Origin of the sequence: Streptomyces apocyni, assembly GCF_009739465.1 — a bacterium.
GTDB classification, from domain to species: Bacteria; Actinomycetota; Actinomycetes; order Streptomycetales; family Streptomycetaceae; genus Streptomyces; species Streptomyces apocyni.
The window spans coordinates 36,379-52,450 of the sequence record NZ_WHOM01000070.1; the positions used below are offsets into that span (position 1 = coordinate 36,379).

Annotated in this window: 13 protein-coding genes, 1 other RNA gene and 1 pseudogene; 9 read left to right on the forward strand and 6 right to left on the reverse strand. The window is 71.6% G+C overall.

The annotated features are described in order from the left end of the window. The first annotated feature begins 23 nt into the window (after positions 1-23). From GCN81_RS25245 to GCN81_RS25255, 3 genes are all read left to right on the forward strand, one after another. Entirely contained in the window at positions 24-2,249 is a 2,226-nt protein-coding gene (locus GCN81_RS25245; RefSeq protein ID WP_156726807.1) for an acyl-CoA dehydrogenase, read from the forward strand. A 47-nt stretch (positions 2,250-2,296) separates the two neighbouring features. Further along, the gene (locus GCN81_RS25250; RefSeq protein ID WP_156726792.1) at positions 2,297-3,496 is read left to right on the forward strand and encodes a lipid-transfer protein; all 1,200 of its coding nucleotides are present in this window, start codon (positions 2,297-2,299) and stop codon (positions 3,494-3,496) included. 108 nt (positions 3,497-3,604) lie between these two features. After that, positions 3,605-5,104 carry an MFS transporter gene (locus GCN81_RS25255; protein WP_156726793.1) on the forward strand — a complete coding sequence of 500 codons (1,500 nt, stop codon included), beginning with the start codon at positions 3,605-3,607 and terminating at the stop codon, positions 5,102-5,104. Between the two features lie 59 nt (positions 5,105-5,163). Here GCN81_RS25255 and GCN81_RS25260 read toward each other — a convergent pair. Further along, a pseudogene (locus GCN81_RS25260) lies at positions 5,164-5,598 on the reverse strand (response regulator); the annotation flags it as partial. 312 nt (positions 5,599-5,910) lie between these two features. Between GCN81_RS25260 and GCN81_RS25265 the strand changes: the two are divergent. The 3 genes from GCN81_RS25265 (at position 5,911) to GCN81_RS25275 (ending at position 8,912) form a co-directional block, all read left to right on the forward strand. Continuing rightward, on the forward strand, positions 5,911-6,771 hold the full coding sequence (locus tag GCN81_RS25265; protein ID WP_156726794.1) for a MaoC family dehydratase: 861 nt from the start codon (positions 5,911-5,913) through the stop codon (positions 6,769-6,771). A 95-nt stretch (positions 6,772-6,866) separates the two neighbouring features. Next, positions 6,867-7,943, forward strand: a complete 1,077-nt coding sequence (locus GCN81_RS25270) for a Zn-dependent alcohol dehydrogenase (protein ID WP_156726795.1) — start codon at positions 6,867-6,869, stop codon at positions 7,941-7,943. Positions 7,944-7,970: 27 nt separating this feature from the next. Beyond that, the gene (locus tag GCN81_RS25275; RefSeq protein WP_156726796.1) at positions 7,971-8,912 is read left to right on the forward strand and encodes a 3-oxoacyl-ACP reductase; all 942 of its coding nucleotides are present in this window, start codon (positions 7,971-7,973) and stop codon (positions 8,910-8,912) included. Positions 8,913-8,982: 70 nt separating this feature from the next. Here the strand turns inward: GCN81_RS25275 and GCN81_RS25280 are convergent, their stop codons facing one another. Both GCN81_RS25280 and GCN81_RS25285 read right to left on the reverse strand, forming a co-directional pair. Then, positions 8,983-9,174 carry a hypothetical protein gene (locus tag GCN81_RS25280; protein ID WP_156726797.1) on the reverse strand — a complete coding sequence of 64 codons (192 nt, stop codon included), beginning with the start codon at positions 9,172-9,174 and terminating at the stop codon, positions 8,983-8,985. Positions 9,175-9,250: 76 nt separating this feature from the next. After that, a complete protein-coding gene (locus tag GCN81_RS25285) occupies positions 9,251-10,384 on the reverse strand; it encodes a hypothetical protein (protein ID WP_156726798.1) in 1,134 nt (377 codons plus the stop codon). Between the two features lie 192 nt (positions 10,385-10,576). On the opposite strand from GCN81_RS25285, the gene GCN81_RS25290 reads away from it, so the two are divergent. After that, on the forward strand, positions 10,577-11,656 hold the full coding sequence (locus GCN81_RS25290; protein ID WP_156726799.1) for an ABC transporter substrate-binding protein: 1,080 nt from the start codon (positions 10,577-10,579) through the stop codon (positions 11,654-11,656). 107 nt (positions 11,657-11,763) lie between these two features. On the opposite strand, the gene rnpB is transcribed toward GCN81_RS25290, so the two are convergent. Together rnpB and GCN81_RS25300 are read right to left on the reverse strand one after the other, a co-directional pair. After that, positions 11,764-12,172, reverse strand: an RNA gene (rnpB, locus tag GCN81_RS25295) — RNase P RNA component class A. Between the two features lie 75 nt (positions 12,173-12,247). Beyond that, a complete protein-coding gene (locus GCN81_RS25300) occupies positions 12,248-13,696 on the reverse strand; it encodes an RNB domain-containing ribonuclease (RefSeq protein ID WP_156726800.1) in 1,449 nt (482 codons plus the stop codon). A gap of 101 nt (positions 13,697-13,797) precedes the next feature. On the opposite strand from GCN81_RS25300, the gene yaaA reads away from it, so the two are divergent. After that, positions 13,798-14,598: a peroxide stress protein YaaA gene (gene yaaA, locus GCN81_RS25305; RefSeq protein WP_156726801.1), complete on the forward strand. Its 801-nt coding sequence runs from the start codon at positions 13,798-13,800 to the stop codon at positions 14,596-14,598. Between the two features lie 75 nt (positions 14,599-14,673). Continuing rightward, positions 14,674-15,339: a bifunctional 4-hydroxy-2-oxoglutarate aldolase/2-dehydro-3-deoxy-phosphogluconate aldolase gene (eda, locus tag GCN81_RS25310; protein WP_156726802.1), complete on the forward strand. Its 666-nt coding sequence runs from the start codon at positions 14,674-14,676 to the stop codon at positions 15,337-15,339. Here eda and GCN81_RS25315 read toward each other — a convergent pair. Then, the coding region (locus GCN81_RS25315) for a bifunctional RNase H/acid phosphatase (protein WP_156726803.1) at positions 15,336-16,072 on the reverse strand (737 nt) is incomplete at its 5' end. The two genes, eda and GCN81_RS25315, sit on opposite strands and share 4 nt — an antisense overlap.

Sequence of the window (16,072 nt, forward strand, 5' to 3'; positions counted from 1 at the left end):
GTTCTAGTCTGCCCGCCATGGCGATCGGGATCGGAGTCACGCGAGAGCAAAGCGAGTTGGCCGATGCGGTACGAGGCTGGCTGGGCCGGGCCATGCCGCCCGAGGAGATCCGTAAGCTGCTGGACGCGCCGTCGGTGGATGGGTGCGGCAGCCGGCCCGGCTACTGGTCGGGGCTCGCCGAACAGGGGCTGCTTGGTGTGCAGTTGCCCGACGCGTACGGCGGTGGCGGCGGGGATCTCGTTGACCTCGCCGTGGTGTTGGAGGAGGCGGCACGCGCCGCGTTGCCGGGGCCGTTTCTCGCGAACGCGCTGGCCACGCAGGTGCTGCACCAGGCCGGGGCAGGGGCCGAGGGGCTGGTGGCCGCGCTGGCGAGCGGGGAGCGGATCGGGGCCGTCGCGCTCGGCGCCGGTACGCTGACCGCCGTCGCGGCCGATGACGGGTACGTACTGGAGGGTGCCGCCCCGCCCGTGCTGTCCGGGGCCGAGGCCGATCTGCTGGTCGTCGCAGCCGAGTTGGCGACGGGCACGGTCTGGCTCGCCGTGGACTCGGACACGGCCGCGCTGACCGTACGCACGCAGGAGAGCGCCGACCCGACCCGCCCCACCGCCGAGGTGACGGCTGCGGGCGCGCACGTTCCGCGCGAGCGGGTGCTGGACGTCGACTCCGGGTACGTCAATGACCTCGCGGCGGTCCTGTTCGCCGCCGACGCCTGCGGTACGGCGGGGTGGGCGCTGCACACCGCCGCCGAGTACGCCAAGGTGCGGGAGCAGTTCGGGCGGCCGATCGGGCAGTTCCAGGGGATCAAGCACCTGTGCGCGGACATGCTCGTACGGGTCGAGCAGGCGCGGGCCCTCGCCTGGGACGCCGCGCGCTGCATCGATCTCGACGAGGGCGAGGGCGGTGGCGTCCAGCAGGGGCCGGACGTACGGGGGTTGGTGGCGTCGTTGGCCGGAGGCGCGGCCCTGGATGCCGCGTACAGCTGCGCCAAGGACTGCATCCAGGTACTCGGCGGCATCGGCTTCACCTGGGAGCACGACGCCCACCTCTATCTACGCCGCGCGGTCGTCGCCCGACAGCTCATCGGCGCCGGTGACACGCATCGGCTACGCGCCGTACGGCTCGCCGAGTCCGGTGCGCGCCGGGAACTGCGGGTCGAACTCCCGGAGACGGCGGACGCGTACCGGCGCGCGGCCCGTGACGCGATCGCCGCAGCCGCGTCCCCAAGCGACGGCATCGCCGACCCAGCCGCCGCGCGCCGAGCCCTCGCCCCTACCGGCTACGCGGCGCCCCACCTGCCCGAGCCGTACGGACTCGGCGCCGGACCCCTCCAGCAGCTCGCCGTTCAGCGGGAGTTGGCGGACGCGGGAGTCAGGCTCAGCGAACTGGGCATCGGGACCTGGGTGGTGCCCTCGCTCATCACGTACGGAACCCAGGAGCAGCGGGACCGCTACATCGCGCCCACGCTGTGCGGCGATGTGCTGTGGTGCCAGCTGTTCAGCGAACCAGGCGCCGGTTCGGACCTGGCCTCCCTGCGGACCCGGGCGCAGCGCGTACCCGAGGGCTGGCGCATCAACGGCCAGAAAGTGTGGACCAGCGCCGCCCAGTGGGCCGACCACGCGATTCTGCTGGCCAGGACCGACCCGGACGCCCCCAAGCACCGGGGGCTCACGTACTTCGTACTCGACATGAAGAACACCCCCGGCATCGACATCCGCCCCCTCAAGGAGATCACCGGCGACTCCCTCTTCAACGAGGTCTACCTGGACGACGTGATCCTTCCCGAAGACGCCGTCGTCGGGGAGCTGAACAACGGCTGGAAGGTCGCCCGCCACACCCTCGGCAACGAACGCGTCCATATGGCCGACCAGTTGACCTTTGACACCGGGCTTGAGGCGCTCATCGCGCGGGCCGGTGACCTGGACGGCGCCTACCGCGCGCGGATCGGCGCGCTCGCCGCCGAGGCGCACGCGCTGGCCTGCATCGGGTTGCGTACGACGCTACGGCAGGTCGCGGGCGCCGAACCCGGCGCCGGTGCCTCCGTACGCAAGCTGGTCCAGACCCCGCACCAGCAGAAGGTCGCCGAACTGGCCCTGGAGCTGCTCGGCCCGGCGGGCGCGGTACGTGAGGGGGCGGGGGAGCGGGCGCTGCATGGCTTCCTGATGTCCCGCTGCCTGACCATCGCGGGCGGCACCACGCAGGTACAGCTCAATGTCGTCGCCGAGCGCCTGCTCGGCCTGCCCAGGGACTAGGGGACCCGGGGCCAGGGACCAGAGACTAGGGACGGAGGACACTCACCATGAAGAGCTACATCGTCGGTGTCGGCATAACGAAGTTCGAGAAGCCCGAGTCGCGCGACTGGCAGTACTGGGACATGGCCAGGGACGCCGGGACCCAGGCCCTCGCCGATGCCGGAATCGCGTACGACCTGGTGGAACAGGTGCCCGTCGGGTACTGCTTCCAGCCGTCCACGGCGGGACAGCGCGCGGTGTACGAGATCGGGCTGAGCGGGGTGCCCGTGTACAACGTCAACAACAACTGTGCCACCGGGGCTACCGCGCTGATGATGGCCCGGCAGTTCGTCGAGGGCGGGCTGAGCGACTGCGTACTGGCGCTCGGCTTCGAGAAGATGAAGCGGGGCGCTTTGGGTGGCGGCGGCTCGGACGACGGCGGAGACTTCAAGAGCTCGCCCGTTGCCCGACATTACGGGATCATGGCCGCCAAGCACGGCTTCGAGATGACCCCGCCCACCGCGCAGATCTTCGGCGCCGCGGCCCGTGAGCACATGGAGCTGTACGGCACCACCGAGGCGCAGCTCGCGGCCGTCGGCGCCAAGAACCACCGGCACTCGGCGCACAATCCGTACGCCCAGTTCCAGGACGTGTACGCGGTCGACGAGATCCTGGCCGCCAAGACCATCCACCGGCCGCTCACCAAGCTCCAGTGTTCACCGACATCAGACGGTTCGGCCGCCGCGGTGGTGGTGTCGGAGCGGTTCGTGGAGCGGCATGACCTGGCCGACCGTGCCGTGGAGATCGCCGCCCAGGCGATGACCACCGACACCGCCGCCTCCTTCGACTCCGGGTCCTGCATCGACGTCGTCGGCAAGCCGATGTCGCGGGCCGCGGCAGAGCGGGTGTACGAGACGTCCGGCCTCGGCATCGAGGAGGTCGACGTCATCGAACTGCACGACTGCTTCTCGATCAACGAGCTGCTGACGTACGAGGCGCTCGGCCTGTGCGCGGACGGCGAGTCCGGCAAGCTGGTCGAGTCGGGGGCGACGACGTACGGCGGGCGCTGGGTCGTCAATCCCTCCGGCGGGCTGATCTCCAAGGGCCACCCTCTCGGCGCGACCGGCTTGGCCCAGGCCGCCGAGCTGACCTGGCAGCTGCGCGGCACGGCGGGGGAGCGGCAGGTGCCGGGGGCGCGGGTGGGGCTGGCGCACAACATCGGGCTGGGCGGGGCGGCGGTGGTGACGTTGCTGCGGAGGCCGTCCTAGGAGCGGGGGCCGTCCTGGGAGCGGGGGTAGCGGGGGCCGTCCTAGGACCAGCGGCCTACCGTCGCTGGGTCGTAACCCCGATGCGTCGCTTGAGTCTCGCCTGAGAGCATGGCCGCCATGGTCCAAGCCTCCGCCTCCGAATCGGCCTCCGAACCCGCATCCGCATCCGAATCCGCGTCCGAGCCCGGCACGCGCGTACCCGCCGCGGCCAGGAAGTCCGCACCGATGTGGGCGGTGGTGCTGGCTGCCTGTGCCGGGCAGTTCCTGGTCGTACTGGACGTGTCGGTGGTCAACACGGCGCTGCCCTCCATGCGGGCTGACCTGGGCATGAGCGCGATCGGTCTGCAGTGGGTGGTCAACGCCTACGCGATCGCCTTCGCCGGGTTCATGCTGCTCGGCGGTCGGGCCGGTGACCTCTTCGGGCGGAAGCGGATGTTCCTGCTCGGCCTCGGGCTGTTCACGGCCGCCTCGCTCGCGGGTGGGCTCGCCCAGGCCGAGTGGCAGCTGCTGGCGGCGCGGGCGGGGCAAGGCCTGGGCGCGGCGATACTGTCCCCGTCGACGCTGACGATCCTCACCTCGGCGGTGCCCGAGGGGCCCGCCCGGGTGCGGGCGATCGGGACCTGGACCGCGGTGGGCGCGGGTGGCGGCGCGGCGGGTGGGCTGGTCGGTGGGGCGCTGACCGATCTGCTGTCCTGGCGCTGGGTGCTGCTGATCAACGTGCCGATCGGCGCGCTCGTCCTGATCGCGGCCGCGCTGTGGCTCAGCGAGAGCCGGGCGGGCGCGCGGACCCGGCTTGACCTGCCGGGTGCCGTACTGGTCACGGGCGGTCTCGCCACCCTGGCGTACGGGATTGTGCAGACCGAGTCCGCGGGCTGGACGGCCCCCGCGACCCTGCTGCCGCTGTGCGCCGGACTTGCCCTGCTCGGGGCGTTCCTGCTGGTCGAGGCGCGTACGCGGATACCGCTGATGCCGCTCAAGCTGCTGCGGGTACGGTCCGTGTCGGCGGCCAACGTCTCCATGTTCATCTGCGGCGGCGCGATGTTCGCCATGTGGATGTTCATGACCCTGTACGCGCAGAACGTGCTCGGCTACACCCCGCTGGAAGCCGGGCTCGCGCTCGTACCGTCCTCGCTCACCGTCATCGTGGGCTCCAAACTGGCCCCGCGGCTGATGCCACGACTCGGCGCCAAGAACGTCTCGCTGATCGGCATGCTGGTGTCGGCGTCCGGCTTCGGCTGGCAGTCGACGATGACCGCCGACGGCAGCGGTTACGTCACCTCGATCATGTTCCCCGGCATCCTGATGATGCTGGGTGCCGGACTCGCCGCCACCCCGCTGGCCTCGCTCGCCACATCGGGCGCCGACCCGGGCGACGCGGGCCTGGTGTCGGGCCTGATCAACACCTCCCGCACGATGGGCGGCGCGCTGGGCCTGGCGGTACTGTCCACGATCGCGGCGGCGGTGACCGGGGGCGTGGACACGGCCGAGGCGCTGACGTCCGGGTACGCCATGGCGTTCCGTACGAGCGGGGCGATTCTGCTGGTCGGCGCGCTGGTGACGCTGCTGTGGCTGCCGCGCGCGCCTCGCGGGACCGGGGACGCCCCCTAAGGGCCCGCGTTCTCCGGCGCGCCTTCCCTCTCGCCGTCGTCCTCGTGCGCTGCCGCTGCCGCTGCTGCTGCCGCCGCCGCGAGGGCTGGGTCGATCACCGTCTCGCCGCGCAGCGCACGCCGGATCGCCTCGGCCAGCTCCTCCACTGGGCTGTCCTTGACCAGGAAGCCCGCCGCCCCCGCGTCCATCGCGCGCCGCAGCGAACCCGGCCGCCCGAAGGTGGCCAGGACGAGCACCCGGCAGTCTGGGCACTCCGTGCGCAGCTCGGCCGCCACGTCCAGGCCACCGCGGCCGACGAGCCCGTCGTCCAGGAGCGCGACGTCGGGGCGCGCCGTGAGCGCCGCGTCCACGACCGCCTCGCCCGCCCCGACCTGGGCGACGATCTCGAGGTCCGGCTCTATGCCGAGCAGCAGGCCGAGGCTGCCGCGCACCATGCCCGGGTCCTCGGCGAGGAGCACTCTCACGGATTTTCCCGGGCGGTGATCCTGCGGCATCTCGTCCACGAGGTCAGCGTACGGTGATCTCACCAGCCCGCATGAGCTGACACTGCGTCAGGAGTCCTCCCGTAGGAGCCTTCACAACTGCCGAGTGCTGCGTTATACATGGGATCACCGGCCTAGAACGCGTTCTAGAACGTCCGGAACGGCGGTTCGTTCGTCCGGCTGGTCAGAGACGACCTCGGTGCGACCGACGGTGCGGACGGCCGCACCGAGGTCTTTCCACGTAAACCGCCCTTCGTAAGCCGTAAGCCGTAAGCCGTAAGTCGCCCGTCGCAAGCCGCCAGCAGTGCAAGGAGCCGCGTCCCTATGCCCATTGATGCCGCAAAGGCCGTCGCCGCCGAGCCCCGCAGCACCGACGTCGCCTGGGGCCACAAGGACATCCAGCTCTACCACCTGGGCCTCGGCGCGGGCATCCCCGCCACCGACACGGACGAGCTGCGCTACACCCTTGAGTCCCGGCTACATGTGCTGCCCAGCTTCGCCACAGTCGCGGGCGGGGGGATGGCTCTGGCCGGTGGGCTCTCCGCACCCGGCATCGAGGTGAACCTCGCCCATGTGCTGCACGGCGGCCAGTCGGTGACGCTGCACCGGCCGATCCCCGTCGAGGGCAGAGCGGTGCAGACCTCGACGATCCCGGCCGTGTACGACAAGGGCAAGGCCGCGGTCATCGTGATGCGCTCCGAGACCGCCGACGACGACGGCCCCCTGTGGACCTGCGACACCCAGATCTTCGTACGGGGCGAGGGCGGCTTCGGCGGCGAGCGCGGCCCGTCCGCACGAACCGAACTCCCAGACCGCGCGCCGGACATCGAGGTCGAGAAGCCCATCAGGGAGGAGCAGGCGCTCCTGTACCGCCTCTCCGGTGACTGGAACCCGCTGCACGCCGACCCGGAGTTCGCCAAACTCGCCGGGTTCGACCGGCCGATCCTGCACGGCCTGTGCTCGTACGGCATGACCCTGAAGGCCGTCGTGGACGCGGCACTCGGCGGCGATGTCGCCCGGGTGCGTGGCTACACCACCCGGTTCGCCGGGGTGGTCTACCCGGGCGAGACCCTGCGGGTCCGGATGTGGCGGCTGGACGGTGGAGACGCGCTCCAGGTCCAGGTCACCGCCGTGGAACGGGACGACGCGCCGGTGCTGGCCGACACGATCGTCACACACTCCTGAGCCGCACTCCTGAGCCGCACTCCTGAGCCGGACACCTACGAGTCCGAGCCCCGAGCCGAACACCCAGAGCTGAACACCCCGAGGGGAGCCGTACCGTGCGCGCAGCCGTACTGCACGAGGTTGGTCAGGACAAGCTCGAAGTACTCGACGACGTCGAGGCGGTGGGCTTCGGCCCGGGCAAGGTGAAGATCCGGGTCCGGGCGACCGGCCTGTGCCACTCGGACCTCTCCGCGATGAGCGGCGTCCTGCCGCAGCCCGCGCCCTTCATACCCGGCCACGAGGGCGCGGGCGAGGTGATCGACGTCGGCGACGGCGTGAGTGACCTCAAGCAGGGTGACCGGGTCCTGGTGTGCTGGCTGCCGCCATGCGGCAGTTGCCCGTCCTGCAAGCGCGGCCAGACCCAGCTGTGCCTGGCCGGGTTCATGAACGCGGGCACCCCCAACTTCCAGCGCCCCGGCGGGGATGTCTTCGGCTTCGCGGGCACCGGGACCTTCACCGAGGAGGTCGTGGTGGCCGCCGGGTGCGCCGTACCGATACCGGACGACGTGCCGTTCGACATCGCCGCGCTGATCGGCTGCGGAGTGACCACCGGTCTTGGCGCCGCCATCAACACCGCGAACGTGGAAGCTGGTTCGTCGGTCGCCGTGATCGGCTGTGGTGGCGTCGGCATCTCCGCGATCCAGGGCGCCAGACTCAAGGGCGCGGCCCAGATCGTCGCTGTCGACCCGGTCCCTTCACGGCGCGAGGCGGCGCTCAGGTTCGGCGCGACCGAGGCTGTGGCGCCGGACGACCTGGCCGACGCCAAGCAGCGGATCACCGCGGGCGAGGGCTTCGACTACGTTTTCGAGGTCGTCGGCAAGTCAGCCACCACCAGGACCGCGTACGAGATGACCCGGCGCGGCGGCACGCTGTGCGTGGTCGGCGCGGGGGCCATGGACGACTTCCTCCAACTGAACATGTTCGAGCTGTTCTTCGACGAGAAGCGCATCCTCCCCTCGCTCTACGGCGGCGGGGACGTCCGCACCTCGTACGAGCGGGCCATCGCCCTCTGGCGGGCGGGCCGGATCGACCTGGCGGGCCTGATCACGCACCGCGTACAGCTCGGCGAGATCAACGAGGCGCTGGACCAGATGCGGACCGGGGCCGCGCTCCGTACATGCATCGAGATCTGACGAGGACTGGAGGGAGGGATGGTGTCCATGTCACAGCCACTTGAGGGACTGTCCGCGATCGTCACCGGCGCGGGCCGCGGCCTCGGCCGTGCCGAGGCGATCGAGCTCGCCCGGCTCGGCGCGAGCGTCGTCGTCAACGACTTCGGGCAGCCGGGCCGCGATGGTACGGGCGAGGCGTCCCGGGGGCCCGCCGACGACGTCGCGGCGGAGATCCGGGCCGCGGGCGGGCAGGCCGTCGCCCACCTCGGGGACGTCGCCGACCACGAACAGGCCCGCGAGCTGGTGCGGTTGGCGGTGGACACGTACGGCAAGCTGGACATCCTGGTCAACAACGCGGGCATCCTGCGCGACCGGATGGTGTTCTCGATGAGCGAGGACGAGTGGGACGCGGTGATCCGGGTCCACCTCAAGGGCCACTTCAACACGACGCACTTCGCGTCGGTCCACTGGCGGGAGCGCAGCAAGGCGACGGCTGGTCCGGTCTACGGGCGGATCGTCAACACCTCGTCTGAGGCGTTCCTCGCGGGCTCGGCGGGCCAGCCCAACTACGCGGCGGCCAAGGGCGGCATCGTGGGTCTGACCACCTCCACGGCGCTGGCGCTCGGCAAGTACGGCGTGACGGCCAACGCGATCTGCCCGCGGGCCAGGACACGGATGACCGAGGACGTCTTCCAGGGCTTCCAGGAGCCGGTCGGCGACGCGCTCGACCCGCTGGCGCCCGAGCATGTCGCGCCGCTCGTGGGCTATCTGGCCTCACCGGCCGCCGCCCGGATCAACGGACAGCTGATGGTGGTGCACGGCGGGATGGTCGCGATCGTGGAACGGCCGAAGGTCGCGGCGAAGTTCGACACCGCCAAGGGCGTGTTCAGCCACGCCGAACTGGACGAATTGATCAGCCCGTACTACGCGGAGCGCCCGCAGAACGAGACGTTCGCGGCGGCGGAGGTGCTGGGTCTGAAGCACGGGTGACGGGTGACGGTGACGGGTGACGGGTGCCCTGTACGTAAGGGCACCCCGCCCCGCCCCTCACCTCTCCGAGTCAGGCAGCGGCCGCCGCCTCGGCGGACTCCATCGCCACATGCTCCTGCCCACCCGCCGGGCGGCGGTGCCGACCGCCGGGCACGGCCGGGGCCTCCTGGGCGGCGGCGGGGCCACGGTGCTTACCGTGCCCCGTGGACGCGTGGGGAGCGCTGGACGCGTCGGGCGCCCCGTGCGGTGTGTCCGGCTCCATCGGGACAGTGCGGCACTCGGTCATTGGAAGGTTCACCCCGTAAAAAAGAAGATCGTCGTACGACAGCCGGGTGATTCTAACCGGTCGTCACTCGCCCGACGAGCGGCGCCTGCTGCAAGGGAATCGGACGCTGAGCAGCCGCTTTGACTGGTTCGACGATCGCTTGCGGGTGCGGTTCGCAGGGCATCGGGGGAGGCGCCGTCAGCCGGGCGACGCCACACGGCACGGCCCCGGTGGAGTACGGCAGTCGCAGCACCCCGTCGGCCGTCCACCGCCCGCTTCCGGCCAACCAGCCATCCGGCGCTGTGAGATGCCGCGGCTGCCGCTCGCCGGGCCGCCACAGCGCGAGCCAGGTGCCCGCCGCGCCATCGACGCGCAGGGCCACCACGGACTGCTCCGGGTTCAACAGCTCCCCGGGCTGTACGGCGAACGGCGCGACCGCGCAGTCCGCGATCCGCAGTGCCTCCGGGAAGCGCACCGGCAGTGTGCTGCCCAGGACCCCCCAGCCGAGCCGGTCGTGTCCCGGCGCGTCGGAGCGGACCAGGATTAGCCCGCTGCCCGGGTCCGCGAGGAGCAGCCGGTCGTCGCTGTCCTCGGCGATCTGTAGCAGGGGCGACATCTCGCCGCCCCGCGCCAGGTCCACGGCGACTGCCTTCGTACGGCCCTCGTGCGCGCGGTCGAGGGCGAGCATTCGTCCCGTACGGTCCAGCCAGACCCCGCCCGAGCAGTGTCCCGGTACCTCCGCGACCAGTTCGGGTCCGAAGGCGCCGCCCGCCACCAGCCAGACGGCGGTGGTGTGCTCCCCTGTGGCCAGCGCGTAGGCACGCGCGCCGCAGGGTGAGGGCGGCAGCAGGCGCAGGGTCGCGCACTCCACGGCGCCGAGCGGGAGTTCGCCGGTGCCGGGGCCCGTCGGGTACAGCAGCGAGAACATCTGCCGCTCGGCCACCGCGCGGTGGATGAGCACCCGGCCGTCGGTCATCGGCAGCACTCCCGTACCCGGCTCCTCCGGCTGGTCGAGGGGGAGCGGAACGGCGTACGGCTCGGGCCCGTCCAGGGTCCACCGCTCGACCCGCCAGGCGTCATCGGCGTCACCGCCACCACCGGCTTGCGCGAGCCGCGCGGCGTAGGACCCGTCAGCGGCAATGATGAACTCCGCTCCCCCCGCTGGTGCGGCAGACTCCGCGGACCCCGTCGTCGTACAGACCGTCATCGAGTGGTCACCTCCGGCGACGAAGGTAGTTTTCGTACGCGCTGCCGTGGCATCAGGCGCCGCTCGCTTCACACCAAAGGGTGGCGATGTCCCGGTTCGCCTGAGCGGGAGGGGGCGACTGTGCTGGCCGAGGCGCGAGGACCTAAGGTAAGGCAAGCCTAACTGCCCACCCCTCGGGACGGAGCACCACCCATGCCCACACGCCACGGCGACTGCCACCGCAACCGCCACCGCCACCGCCGCCGTCACCGTGGCACCGCAGCTGTCGCCCTCGCGGCAGTGAGCGCCCTCGCACTCGGGGCCTGCACCAGTGACAGCGGCGACTCCGGCTCCAAGAAGGCCGCGCCCGGCAGCGGCAGCAAGTCCGTAGCGCAGGGCGGCGACGATTTCACCAAGGCCGCTGAGCAGACCGCGAAGATGGGCACCACCGCGGGGCCCGGCGAGTTCCCGCGAACCATCGAGCACGCCCGGGGCAAGACCGAGCTCAAGGCCCAGCCGAAGCGGGTCGTCGTCCTGGACGTCGGCGAGCTCGACAACGTCGTCTCCCTCGGCATCAAGCCGGTCGGCTACGCCCCCACCGAGGGCGACGACGGCATCCCCGAGTACCTGAAAAGGCACGCCGGTAACCCCAAGAGCGTAGGCACCATCAACTCGCTCAACCTGGAGGCGATCAACAACCTCAAGCCGGACCTGATCCTCGGCAGCGAACTGCGCGCCGCCAAGCTCTACCCGCAGCTCTCCAAGATTGCGCCGACCGTGTTCTCGATCCGTCCGGGCTTCACCTGGAAGGAGAACTACCTCCTCAACGCCGCGGCCCTGGACCGCACCGACGAGGCCAAGGCCAAGCTCGACGCGTACGAGAAGAAGGCGGCGAAGCTCGGCGAGGACCTCGGCGACGACAAGCCGTCCGTCACCATGCTCCGCTACCTGCCCGGCATGATCCGCCTCTACGCGAAGGCCTCGTTCATCGGCATCATCCTCGAGGACGTCGGCGTACCGCGCCCGAAGAACCAGCAGGCCAACGACCTCGCCACCGAGGTCAGCCCGGAGAGGATCGACGAGGCTGACGCCGACTGGATCTTCACCGGCGTCTACGGCGACACCAAGCGGACCGACCGCACCACCGCCGAGGGCAACCCCCTCTGGAAGAAGCTCCCCGCGGTCAAGAACGCCCAGGCGGTCAACGTCCCGGACGAGACCTGGTACCTGGGCCTAGGCGTAACCGCGGCGGACGAGGTCCTCAACGACCTGCGGGCGCACCTGGTCGGCTAGCCCGAACGAGCGCGAGCAACTGGAGGGTTTGGGGCACCGAAACCGGTGCAAACCACCCACCACGGTGTCCTAAACCCTCCACTCGCTAGCTCGCTGGAGGGGGACGGCGGACGAGTCGGCCTGTACGCCGGGTTCTGTCTCCTGGTCGCCTTGCGGCGGCCGGGGAGGCGGCCATCCATCTAGGACCGGCATTGCTGTCGGCCTCGTGCGGTCTACCCGCGAACTCGGGCGGGCAGCCCTCAGTCGTCCGCGCAGGCCCCCTTGCGAGGGCCCTCTTGACCTTGCTCCGGGTGGGGTTTACCTAGCCGCCTGGGTCACCCCAGGCGCTGGTGGTCTCTTACACCACCGTTTCACCCTTACCGAGGCCCGTACGGATACGGTCCCGGCGGTCTGTTTTCTGTGGCACTGTCCCGCGGGTCACCCCGGGTGGCCGTTAGCCACCACCCTGCCGTGTGGAGCCCGGACGTTCCTCGACACCGATCCGAAGACCAGCGTCGCGGCCGCCCGGCCGGCTCGTCCGCCGTGGTGGCCATGCTACCTGGCGGGAGGGACGGCCCGGACTCAGGAGCTCAGTCGGAGTCCGTGGTGCGCTCACGCGGGGGCGAACCGGATTGTCGCTGTTGCCGGGTTGGCCTCGGTGAGGCGGACTTGGAGGCGTTCGCCGAGGTGCAGGTGGTGGCCGTCGCCCTCGATGGGGGCGATCACCGCCGGGTCCTCCAGGTGGATGGTGCCGACGGTCGGGGTGGCTTCGGCGTCGCGCACATCGACCACGTATGCCTCGAAGACCTCGCCGACGCGGTCCCTGAGCACCGCCGCCTCGACGACGTTGAGGCACTCGCGCTCCACCGTGCCCGCGCGCTGGGTGCCCCTGGCCATCTCCTGGGGGAGCTCGGGCAGCGCGGCGAGCACCCAGTCGGGTGGCTGCTCGTTGGCGGTCGCGGCCAGACAGATCTCGGACGTGTAGCGGTCGACGAGGCGGCGCAGCGGGGCCGTGGCGTGGGTGTACGGCGCGGCCACCGCCGAGTGCAGGTGCGGGTCGGGGATGTCGCCGCCCTCGAAGACCGTGTAGCCCGCGCCCCGTAGCAACGTGGTGCAGTCCTGGATGAAGGCCGCGTGCCGAGGGTTGGTCGGGTCGAGTGACCTGACCAGCTCCGCGTACGGAGTGTGGTGCGGCCAGTCGATGCGCAGTGCTTCCGCGGAGCGGCGCAGCCTGCCGACCGCGCCGTCCGGGACGGTGGGCAGGGTCCGCAGGATGCCGGTGCCGTGGGCGATCATCAGATCCGCCGCGGCCATGCCGGTGAGCAGCGAGATCTGCGCGTTCCAGCCCTCGGTGGGGAGGGTGGCGCGGTATTCGAGTACGTAGCTGTCGCCGCGCTCGACGATCTCCTGCTCGGGGACGCTGAGCGAGATGCCGCCACGCTCCACCTCCAGGCGCTCGCGTAGCTCGCCGATGTCCCTGAGGAGGGTCAGCGGCTCCTCGGCCGTGCCGTCGTCGAGCGTCTGCTGGACGCCCTCGTACGTCATCTTGGCGCGGCTGCGCACCAGGGCACGCTGTACGTCGGTGGCGACCCTCCGGCCTTCCGCGTCGAGGTCGATCGTCCACACCACGGCCGGGCGGGTCTGGCCGGGCAGCAGGCTCGCGGCGCCCTCGGAGAGCAGTGGTGGGTGGAGCGGAACCTTGCCGTCGGGAAAGTAGAGCGTCAGCACGCGCGTGTGCGCCTCGGCGTCCAGCGCGCCGCCGGGGGTGACGAAGGCGGCGACGTCGGCGATCGCGTACTGGACGCGGTACCCGCCGTCGGCGCGGTGCGACAGATGCATCGCCTGGTCGAGGTCGGTCGACGTGGGCGGGTCAAGGGTGAAGAAGGGGATGTCGGTCGCGTCTAGGCCGGGCAGCCGAGGGGACTCGGCGGCCTGTTCCGCCTCGGCGACCACCTTGGGCGGGAAGGCCTCCGGCGCCTCCAGGTCGGTGCGCAGCTTACGCAGGGCGGCACGCAGCGGGGCCTCGGCGGCGCCGGTCACATGCATATGGCGGCGGGGCATAAGCCGAGCGTATGGCCTTCGGGGCGGGCTGGCCTGTTGTGCGGATACGCTGCTGAGGGGCCGCATCCCCGTACCGCCGTGCGCCATAAGGAGAACCGATCGTGCTCGTCTTGCTGCCGCCGTCCGAGGGAAAGGCCGCTTCCGGGCGCGGGGCCCCGCTCAAGGCCGAGTCGCTGTCGCTGCCGGGGCTCGCGGGGGCGCGGGCGGCCGTCCTGGACGAACTGGTCGAGTTGTGTGTGGGGGATGAGGGCAAGGCGCGCGAGGTGCTCGGGCTGAGTGCCGGGCTCGCGGGAGAGGTCGCCAAGAACGCCGAGTTGAAGGCCGCGGGCGCGCGCCCCGCCGGGGAGATCTACACCGGCGTGCTCTACGACGCCCTCGGGCTCGACTCGCTGGACGCCGCCGCGCGGAAGCGGGCCGGAGAGGCGCTGTTGGTCTTCTCGGGGCTGTGGGGCGCGGTACGGATCGGTGACCGTATCCCGTCGTACCGCTGCTCGATGGGCGTGAAGCTGCCGGGGCTCGGGGCGCTGGGCGCGTACTGGCGGCCGTGGATGGCGGATGTGCTGCCGGAGGCGGCGGGTGACGGGCTCGTACTGGATCTGCGGTCGGCGGCGTACGCGGCGGCGTGGAAGCCCAAGGGCGAGCTGGCCTCGCGTACGGCGACCGTGCGGGTGCTGCACGCGCGCATGGTGGACGGCGTCGAGAAGCGGTCCGTGGTGAGCCACTTCAACAAGGCGACCAAGGGGCGGCTTGTGCAGGAGCTGCTGCGGGCGGGGGCGGCGCCCGCTGGGCCCGCGGAGTTGGTGGAGGCGTTGCGGGACCTGGGGTTTGTGGTGGAGGTGGCGGCTCCGGACAAGGCCGGGAAGGCCTGGCAGCTTGATGTGGTGGTGACGGAGATCCACTGATGGGTTGATGGTGGTGCTGTTGCGTGGTGTGCAACGGCTGTTGTGCGGGCTGGATGTGGGCGCCAGGATGCGGTCATGCCAACGTCGCCCGCCTCGCCCGCCTCGCCCGGCCTCTCCGTTCTGGGCCTCGCCCCGGTGCTGCCCGTCGCGGTCATCGCGGACGCCGCCGACGCCGTACCGCTCGCGCGTGCCCTCGTCGCCGGGGGGCTGCCCGCGGTCGAGGTGACCCTGCGCACCCCCGCGGCCCTCGACGCGATCCGGGCCATCGCGGAGGGGGTGCCGGAAGCGATGGTCGGGGCCGGGACGGTGACGTCCGGGCAGCGCGCCCTGGACGCGGTCGCGGCCGGGGCGCGGTTTCTGGTCAGTCCAGGCTGTACGGAGGGGCTGCTGGCGGCGATGCGCGGGGCCGGGGTGCCGTTCCTGCCGGGGGTCGGCACGGCATCGGAGGTTCTCGCGCTGCTCGAACGCGGTGTCACCGAGATGAAGTTCTTCCCCGCGCGGGCGGCGGGCGGCCCGTCCTACCTCAGGGCCCTGGCGGGCCCGCTCCCACAGGCCAGGTTCTGCCCTACGGGCGGCATCGGCGGCCCCGATTCGGCGCGGGAGTATCTGGCGCTGCCCAATGTGGCGTGTGTCGGCGGAAGCTGGATGCTGCCCGCCGACGCCCTCGCGGCACGCGACTGGGCCAGGGTCGAGACCCTGGCCCAGGAAGCCGCCGCGCTGAGCGAGACAGACGCCCCCTAACGCAGGTACGACGTGTCGTTCAGCAGCCGCACCGAGGCGTTGCCGTCCGCGTAGTACGCGACCGCCGACAGCGACGCCGCCGACAGCTCCATCCGGAACAGCGCCTCCGGAGGCGCCCCCAGAGCCAGCCTGACCAGGGTCTTGACCGGCGTGACATGGGTGACGAGGAGGACCGTACGGCCCGCGTACCGCGCGAGCAGCTTCTCGCGTGCGGCGGTGACGCGACGGGTGACCTGGGCGAACGACTCGCCGCCGCCCGTCGGCGCCGCCTTCGGGGACGCCAGCCAGGCGGCCAGGTCCTCCGGGTGGCGCTGCTGCACCTCGGCGAAGGTCAGGCCCTCCCAGGCGCCGAAGTCCGTCTCGCGCAGCCCCTGTTCGATCTGGACGTCCAGGCCAAGCTGGGCGGCGACGGTGTCCGCGGTCTGGCGGCAGCGGACCAGCGGCGAGCTGACGATCGCCTCGATGGTGCCGCGCGCCGCGAGCGAGGCGGCGACCCGCTCGGCCTGCGCCCGGCCCACTGGCGACAGCTCGGGATCACTGCCGCCGCTGCCGGAGAACCGCTTCTGGGGCGTGAGCGCGGTCTCGCCGTGCCGCAGCAGCACGAAGGTGGCGGGCGTGCCCAGGTCAGCCGTGGCACCCCACCCGACGGGCGGCGCCTTCACGTCACCCTCGACGGCCGGGGCCGGGGCGGCAGCCGGGGCCGGGGCGGCGGTGCCCGCGAGCCCGCCCACGT

Excerpts from the sequence above, each read along its gene's own strand:
- GCN81_RS25255 (WP_156726793.1), top strand. The coding sequence starts at position 3,605 with ATGGCCGCCATGGTCCAAGCCTCCGCCTCCGAATCGGCCTCCGAACCC.
- eda (WP_156726802.1), top strand. The coding sequence starts at position 14,674 with ATGCCAACGTCGCCCGCCTCGCCCGCCTCGCCCGGCCTCTCCGTTCTG.
- GCN81_RS25300 (WP_156726800.1), bottom strand. The coding sequence starts at position 13,696 with ATGCCCCGCCGCCATATGCATGTGACCGGCGCCGCCGAGGCCCCGCTG.
- GCN81_RS25275 (WP_156726796.1), top strand. The coding sequence starts at position 7,971 with ATGTCACAGCCACTTGAGGGACTGTCCGCGATCGTCACCGGCGCGGGC.
- GCN81_RS25290 (WP_156726799.1), top strand. The coding sequence starts at position 10,577 with ATGCCCACACGCCACGGCGACTGCCACCGCAACCGCCACCGCCACCGC.
- GCN81_RS25285 (WP_156726798.1), bottom strand. The coding sequence starts at position 10,384 with ATGACGGTCTGTACGACGACGGGGTCCGCGGAGTCTGCCGCACCAGCG.
- GCN81_RS25250 (WP_156726792.1), top strand. The coding sequence starts at position 2,297 with ATGAAGAGCTACATCGTCGGTGTCGGCATAACGAAGTTCGAGAAGCCC.
- GCN81_RS25280 (WP_156726797.1), bottom strand. The coding sequence starts at position 9,174 with ATGGAGCCGGACACACCGCACGGGGCGCCCGACGCGTCCAGCGCTCCC.
- GCN81_RS25265 (WP_156726794.1), top strand. The coding sequence starts at position 5,911 with ATGCCCATTGATGCCGCAAAGGCCGTCGCCGCCGAGCCCCGCAGCACC.